Source organism: Terrabacter sp. 01T434 (genome assembly GCF_056398545.1).
In genome coordinates this window covers 554,570-561,438 of the sequence record NZ_JBFTPP010000005.1, presented here as the reverse complement: position 1 = coordinate 561,438, position 6,869 = coordinate 554,570, and the positions used below count along the sequence as shown (strand labels likewise).

7 protein-coding genes are annotated in these 6,869 nt (G+C 68.8%); 3 read left to right on the top strand and 4 right to left on the bottom strand.

Annotation, left to right across the window (positions count from 1 at the left end; translation table 11 throughout):
• The first annotated feature begins 63 nt into the window (after positions 1-63).
• The 3 genes from AC1DIW_RS13845 to AC1DIW_RS13835 all read left to right on the top strand — a co-directional run bounded on the left by AC1DIW_RS13845 (position 64) and on the right by AC1DIW_RS13835 (position 2,109).
• Positions 64-702: a TasA family protein gene (locus AC1DIW_RS13845; RefSeq protein WP_478108835.1), complete on the top strand. Its 639-nt coding sequence runs from the start codon at positions 64-66 to the stop codon at positions 700-702.
• A 74-nt stretch (positions 703-776) separates the two neighbouring features.
• Positions 777-1,691: a signal peptidase I gene (locus AC1DIW_RS13840; protein ID WP_478108834.1), complete on the top strand. Its 915-nt coding sequence runs from the start codon at positions 777-779 to the stop codon at positions 1,689-1,691.
• Between the two features lies 1 nt (position 1,692).
• Entirely contained in the window at positions 1,693-2,109 is a 417-nt protein-coding gene (locus AC1DIW_RS13835) for a hypothetical protein (RefSeq protein ID WP_478108832.1), read from the top strand.
• 39 nt (positions 2,110-2,148) lie between these two features.
• On the opposite strand, the gene AC1DIW_RS13830 is transcribed toward AC1DIW_RS13835, so the two are convergent.
• From AC1DIW_RS13830 to AC1DIW_RS13815, 4 genes are all read right to left on the bottom strand, one after another.
• The gene (locus AC1DIW_RS13830) at positions 2,149-2,955 is read right to left on the bottom strand and encodes a helix-turn-helix transcriptional regulator (RefSeq protein ID WP_478108830.1); all 807 of its coding nucleotides are present in this window, start codon (positions 2,953-2,955) and stop codon (positions 2,149-2,151) included.
• A gap of 277 nt (positions 2,956-3,232) precedes the next feature.
• Positions 3,233-5,032, bottom strand: coding sequence for a DEAD/DEAH box helicase (locus AC1DIW_RS13825; protein ID WP_478108873.1), 1,800 nt, complete (start codon positions 5,030-5,032; stop codon positions 3,233-3,235).
• A 71-nt stretch (positions 5,033-5,103) separates the two neighbouring features.
• On the bottom strand, positions 5,104-5,649 hold the full coding sequence (locus tag AC1DIW_RS13820; protein ID WP_478108828.1) for an NADPH-dependent FMN reductase: 546 nt from the start codon (positions 5,647-5,649) through the stop codon (positions 5,104-5,106).
• A 160-nt stretch (positions 5,650-5,809) separates the two neighbouring features.
• The gene (locus AC1DIW_RS13815) at positions 5,810-6,838 is read right to left on the bottom strand and encodes a hypothetical protein (protein ID WP_442279127.1); all 1,029 of its coding nucleotides are present in this window, start codon (positions 6,836-6,838) and stop codon (positions 5,810-5,812) included.
• Between the last annotated feature and the right edge of the window lie 31 nt (positions 6,839-6,869).

The following is a 6,869-nucleotide window of genomic DNA, read 5'->3' as shown; positions in this document are numbered from 1 at the left end:
GGAAACCCCGACCCGCAGCCTCCCGGCCCGACTCGGGCCGGACTCACACCAGGAGCAGTCACCATGGGCGTCGCCACCTCGAAGAAGCACGGCAAGAAGACCACCTCGGGCAAGGTCCTGGCCTCGGTGGCGCTCGTGGCCGCCGCGGCGGGAGTCGCCGGCCTGGGCACCTACGGCTCGTTCACCTCGACGACCTCGGCCAGCGCCTCGGTCACCGCCGGCACCGTCAAGGTCGCGCTCGGCCCGGACGGGACGACCAACCGGTTCTCGGTCGCCGCGACCGGCCTCGTCCCCGGTGACACGATCCAGCGCGCCGTCACCTTGAGCAACACCGGCAACCAGAGCCTGGCCTCGCTGAGCCTGACCACCTCGGCGCCGACGACCTCGAGCAAGCTCGACACCGACGCCACGAACGGCCTGCAGCTGAGCATCGACTCCTGCTCCAGCGCCTGGACCGAGGCAGGCACCGCACCGGCCTACACCTACACCTGCTCGGGCACCACCAAGACCGTGCTGTCCTCGCAGAAGGTCATCGGCGCCAACGTCGCGCTGGCCAACCTTGCCGCACTCACCAACGGCCAGACCGACAACCTGCGCGTCAACCTCGCCTTCCCGGTTGCCGCGGACAACACCTTCCAGGGCCAGTCCAGCGTCATCAACTTCGACTTCACCGGCACCCAGCGCGCCGCCACCAACCGCTGACACCAGCGGAGCGCACCGGCTCCCGCCGCACGAGCGCTGGGTGCAGAGAACTGTAGACAACTCAGAGGAGACCGATGTCGACGAACCTGGCGGTGGCAGGGCGGTTCCTGTGGCGTCTGGCGACAAGGCTGCTCCTCCTCGCTGCCGTCCTGTCGTTCCTCGTGGTCGCCTTGGGGCCGCGGGTCCTGGGCTATCGCACCGCCACGATGCTCACCGGCTCGATGTCCCCGATGATCAACCCGGGTGACGTCATCGTCAGCACGCCGAAGCCGGCGAGCGAGGTGAAGGTCGGTGACGTCCTCAGCTACTACATCCCGGTCGAGGACCACCGCGTCGAGACCCACCGGGTCGTCAAGGTCACGAAGGACGCCAACGGACGCCTGGCGATCGTCACGAAGGGTGACGCGAACGCCAAGGCAGACCCCTGGGTCGCCACGCTCGAGGGCGACACGGTGTGGGAGACCCGCGCCGTCGTCCCGCACGCCGGTAGCGTGATCCGCGTGCTGCGTGAGCCGTTCGTCCAGACCTACGTGCTCTGGGGCGCGCTGGGACTGCTCATGGTCGTCGCGCTGCGCCGCATCTGGTCGCCGTCGCCGGCATTCGATGTCGAGGTGCTCGACGAGCTCGCTGACGAGCTGGGCAGTGTCGACGCCGCGCACGCGTTCGCCCGCACGTTCAAGGACCTCATCGACATCCGGGTGCAACGGATCGTGGAGGCCGTCGCCGCCGACGACACGAAAGACGTGGTGGAGGCCGGATTCAGTCTCGAGGTCACGGCCGCCACGGTGGGGGCCGTGCGTCTCTCGGAGTGCAGCCACGCTGTCACCTCCGCTGTCGAGGCCGGCAACCGCCGGCGTGCCCGACGCGCCCTGCGCTCCCTGCGCCGAGCTGCGGCGCCGACGGCCAGGGCCCTGGACGCCGTGCTCCGTGATGTGCAGGTCCCGACGTCCGTGCTCACCCCGGGGGTCAGCACCAAGGTGGAGGCCTGACGTGCGCCTCCCGCGTCGACTCCTCGCGGCGTCTCTCCTGCTTCTCCTCGGGATCGGTGCGCCGGCAGCCGCATGGGCAGCCTTTACGGCCAAGGCATCCGGCACCGCGAGCGCTGCGACCCTGACGCTGCAGGCCCCGGCCACCGCCGACGTCACGTTCACCTGCCCAAAGAACAACGCGAACAAGAGCATCGGCGGCGTCTCGATCACCGGCTGGGCCGAGGTCACGGGCGCCACGAGCTACGTGATCCTGCTGACAACGCCAGCCGGCCCCACGGCGACAACGACGGCGACGGGATCCTCCCCGCAGAGTCTGGTGGTCGACCGCTTCCCGAACAAGGGCACATGGACGCTGACGATCGTGGCACGAGTGGGCACGTGGACGGGACCCGCGTTGTCCCAGAGCAACAACTGCTGAGCCCGATCACACCAATCCGGCTGATGTCCTTGGGCTGGTTCAGTTCCGGTCGCGCAGCTCAGTCCACCACGCCGCCGCGGCGGCGCGGCCGCGATGGCCCGACTGCTCGTAGACGGAGCCGAGGTGCTTGCGCACGGTGCGCTCCGTGATGCCCAGCCGACGGGCGATGCGAACATTGGTCCAGCCGGCCGCAGCGAGAGTGAGCACCTCGGCCTCGCGTTGGGTGGGGCGGTAGCCGGCGCTCAGCGCCGCCGCGGGCAGCAGCGCCTTGTCGACGATTCCGGCGGTTGGGTCGGGGTGCTCGGTGCGAAGCAGCGCCGTGGTGGCCTCGAGAGCCGCCCGGAAGGTCAGCGCCGCCACGAGCGGCCGCTGGATCTGCTCGATGATCTCGACGTCGTCCGCTCGGAAGTCCGTATGCGTGCGGTGGGCTCCGAGGAACGTGACGGCCGTTGGTGACTGGTGCAGCATGGCGGCGATCGGGTAGCGGCCGTCGGCATGTCCATGCATACGCTCGTAGACGTCGGTGTGCCAGAACTCCCGAATCGACAGGAGATCACTGACCCGCGTCGCGTGGTCGGTCGAGAGCGTGAGGATCGCCGGGTGCTGGTCGGCGACCTCGGCTGCGAGACGGCCCATCTCGGCGGTGACGGGCCGCGACCCGTGCACGTCGACGGACACGTCGATGCCGCTGCGGCCGAGGTTCAGCCGCGTCAGTCCCACGCCGGCGTCCGCGCGCAGCACGGCCATGACGTCGGCCAGCAGCGGCGACAACGGCTCACCGCGAGCCGCGGCGACGGCGAGGTCGCGCGCAGTGGCGGCCGCCGCCACTCGTCGCAGGTCCGCCATCCGTTCTCCCCCCGCGGTGCCCGCGCCTGAACATCAGCCGTCGTCTTGATCGGCTCGGCCACGACAGGTGTCAAGGTGTCGGAAGAGACACTCGTGCCGTGTGGAGCCGTTCTTCACAATGGCACGAAGGGGGACATCCGTGGCGGAAATGGCGACGTTCGGCGGTGGGAGGCCGAGCGGTTGCCACGCCGCGGGACATGTCGCCGGGATAGGGGCAGCAGCCCGTCAGGCACCCTCGCGTGAGGGTGCCTGACGGGCTGGGGGTCGACTGGCGCCGTCAGTCGCGCGGGCCCTTGCGGTGGGGCTTGGCCGGGCCGGAACGGCTGCCCCGCTCGTGCGACTCGCTCAGCTCGATGAGCTGGCCGGAGATGCGGGTCGACCGCAGCTTGTCCCAGGTGCCCGGCGGGAGCGTCGCGGGCAGCTCGACCAATGAGTGGTCGGCGCGGATGTCGATGTGGCCGAAGTCCTGCCGACCGAGGCCGCCCTCGTTGGCGAGGGCGCCGACGATCTGTCGCGGCTCGACCCGGTGGCGACGCCCCACGGCGATCCGGTACGTCGCCATGGGGCCCGAGGCGCCACGCCGTGGCCCCCGGTCACCGCGCTCGCCGCGATCGCCTCGGTCGGCGCGGTCTCCGCGCCCCGACCGCGGGCCCCGGTCGTCACGACGATCGCGCGGGCCGCGGTCGTCGAACGTCCTTGCCGGCCGGACCTGTTCAGGGTCGAGCAACATCGGCTCGTCGCCCTGCATCACGACCGCCAGCGCCGCAGCCACGTCGACCTCGGGCACGTTGTACTCGTTGACGTAGTGCGCCACGACGTCGCGGAAGGCCTCGATCCGGTCGGTCGTCAGAGCCGCCGTGATGGCGTCGTCGAAGCGGGTCAGGCGCGTGGCGTTGATGTCCTCGACGCTCGGCATCGTCATGGGGACGAGCGATTGGCGCGTGGCCTTCTCGATCGCCTTGAGCAGGTGGCGCTCTCGCGGCGTCACGAAGGAGATCGCGTCACCGCTGCGCCCCGCGCGACCGGTGCGGCCGATGCGGTGCACGTAGGACTCGGTGTCGGTCGGGATGTCGTAGTTGACGACGTGGCTGATCCGCTCGACGTCGAGCCCGCGCGCGGCGACGTCGGTGGCGACGAGGATGTCGAGCTTGCCCGACTTCAGCTGGTCGACGGTGCGCTCGCGCTGGTTCTGCGCGATGTCGCCGTTGATCGCCATCGCCGAGAAGCCCCGCGCCCGCAGCTTCTCCGCAAGGGTCTCGGTCTCGTTCTTGGTGCGGACGAAGACGATCATCCCCTCGAAGTTCTCCACCTCGAGGATGCGTGTCAGGGCATCGACCTTCTGCGGGTAGCTGACCGTCAGGTAGCGCTGCGTGATGTTCGGCGCCGTCGAGGTCTTGGACTTGACGGTGATCTCGACGGGGTCCTGGAGGTACTTCTTCGAGATGCGGCGGATCTGCGACGGCATCGTCGCTGAGAAGAGCGCGACGTGCTTGTCGTCCGGGGTGTCGGCGAGGATCGTCTCCACGTCGTCGGCGAAGCCCATCTTGAGCATCTCGTCGGCCTCGTCGAGCACGAGGAAGCGCAGCTCGCTGAGGTCCAGCGTGCCCTTCTCGAGGTGGTCCATGATGCGGCCCGGTGTGCCCACGACGATGTGGACTCCGCGGCGCAGCGCACTCAGCTGCACGCCGTACGCCTGCCCGCCGTAGACGGGCAGCACGTGCACGCCCTTGAGGTGGGCGGCATACCGCTCGAAGGCCTCGCACACCTGCAGGGCGAGCTCACGCGTGGGGGCGAGGACGAGCGCCTGCGGCTTCTTTTGCCTGAGGTCGAGCTGGCTGAGGATGGGCAGGGCGAAGGCGGCTGTCTTGCCGGTGCCGGTCTGCGCGAGCCCGACGACGTGGCGTCCTTCGAGCAGCGCCGGGATCGTCGCGGCCTGGATCGGCGACGGGTACTCGTAGCCGACGTCGCGCAGCGCCTTGAGCACCTTGTCGTCGAGACCGAGGTCGGCGAAGCTCACCTGGTCCGGCTGGGTTGCGTCCGCGGCGTCCGCGACGGAATCGGGTGCTTCGGACTGCATGCTCTGCTCACTCACCCCCCTGACGGTAGTGCGTCAGGCGGGGTGCGCGACATTCCTCTGCCCGGGCAGGGTCAGGCGGTGGCGCCGACGGGCTCGTCGACCTTGGCGGCCAGTGCGTCGAGGAGAGCGCTCAGCTCGGCGCGGCGCTCGTCGGTGACGTCGAGCTCACCCACGGGGGAGACGTCCTGGGTGAAGACGAGACCGGTCGCGCCGACGACGTCGGCCTTGACGTGCTGGAGGACCTTCGTGAGGTCGGCGGTGGCGTCGCTCGCGCCGCTCCAGCCGTAGCCGACGAGGGCGATGGGCTTCGCGTCCCACTCGGCGAAGAGGTAGTCGATGGCGTTCTTGATCGGGGCCGGGAAGCTGCGGTTGTACTGCGGCGTCACGACGACGATCGCGTCGGACTCGAAGACCTTCGAGGCCCAGTCCTTGGTGTGCGGCTTGGCGTAGTTGCCGTTGCGCGGCATGTCCTCCTCGTCGAAGAACGGCAGAGAAGACAGGTCGAGCAGCTCGACCTCCCACTCGCTCGAGGGCGCTTGAGAGGCGACCCACTCGGCGACCTTGGGGCCGATGCGGCCGGGGCGGGTGCTGGAGACGACGATACGAAGTTGCTTCACGCTTCAACCAACTATCACGGGCGGCCGGGCATTCCCCCCGCCGCCCCTTCGCCGTATGGCGAAAGTCACGGAGGTGGGACTGGCACGTATCAGCTCCGAGGGCTGCTCGTCGGGACGACGGTATCCAGCTGCCACCACCGCGCGGGGGCAGACCCGAGCGTCACTTGCGCAGGCCGGTGGCCCAGGCGTTGTATGCGGTGCACTGCACGATCCCGATGCCACACAGGTCGTTGATGTTGCCGCCCGGGCTGTAGGCGACGTACTGCATTTGAAAGTCCCCGTCCTTGGTGTACCCGAGGAGCTTCAGCTCGATGAACCCCATGATGTTGTACGTGGTGTTGGCGCCATGACCATCGATGGCGTCGTAGACGGGGTAGGCGAATACCCGGCCAAGGGCTGCGTCCAGGGCACTGGTGATGTTGTTCGAGTTGATCTTGTTGCCTGGGGCTCCGTCGGCTGCTACATGGGGAGGCGTTCCCGCCAGGGTGAGGTCGCTCAGACAGCCTTGGGAGATGGACTTGGCGATGTCGGGGACGCTGACCCCGTTCCCGCAGGCCAGCCACCCCCAGTTTCCGGAGCCGTTCCCGGTGCTGCATGCTGCGTTCCACACCTTGTCCGACGCGATGGTTTCCGTTCGGTACGGGAGACCGTTGGCTGCGTCTGAGGTCGCGTCGCTGGCGATGGCCTGTGCCTGCATGTTGCAGATTGCGAAGGGAAACACGCCATTGACCCTGTTAGCCACGCCAAGCGCCGCGCTGCCGTCGCGCGATGCAGTCACGGACGGAATTCCGACGATCTGGCCCAAGCTCGTGGGGACCGCCCGGGTGACGGTGACCGTCGCCTTCAGCATCCCGGTGTCACTGGGAAGCCCTGCCGCGTCCAGACATGCGAGCGTGACGGTCACGTTGATGCCGGTGTCCGTGCTGAGGCCGAAGGGACCGTTGACGTTGACCATTGACTTGGCGATGGTCAACGCTTGGCCATTGTCGTTGTTGACGATGGTCCGACAGGTGTTCGGTACCGTCGGCGCGGCGTCGATGGCGTTGCGCTTCGCGTCGACGATCGCCAGGGCTGCGCTGTCGGCTCCAGCGCTGAACGCCATCGCCTGTGAGTAGGCGTTGCCGAAATCCGCAGTGAAGGCGGCCAACGTCAAGATCGGGATGGTCAGGAGCGTGACCACGACGGCCACGGCTCCGCGCTCACCGCGTAGGGGCCAGTTT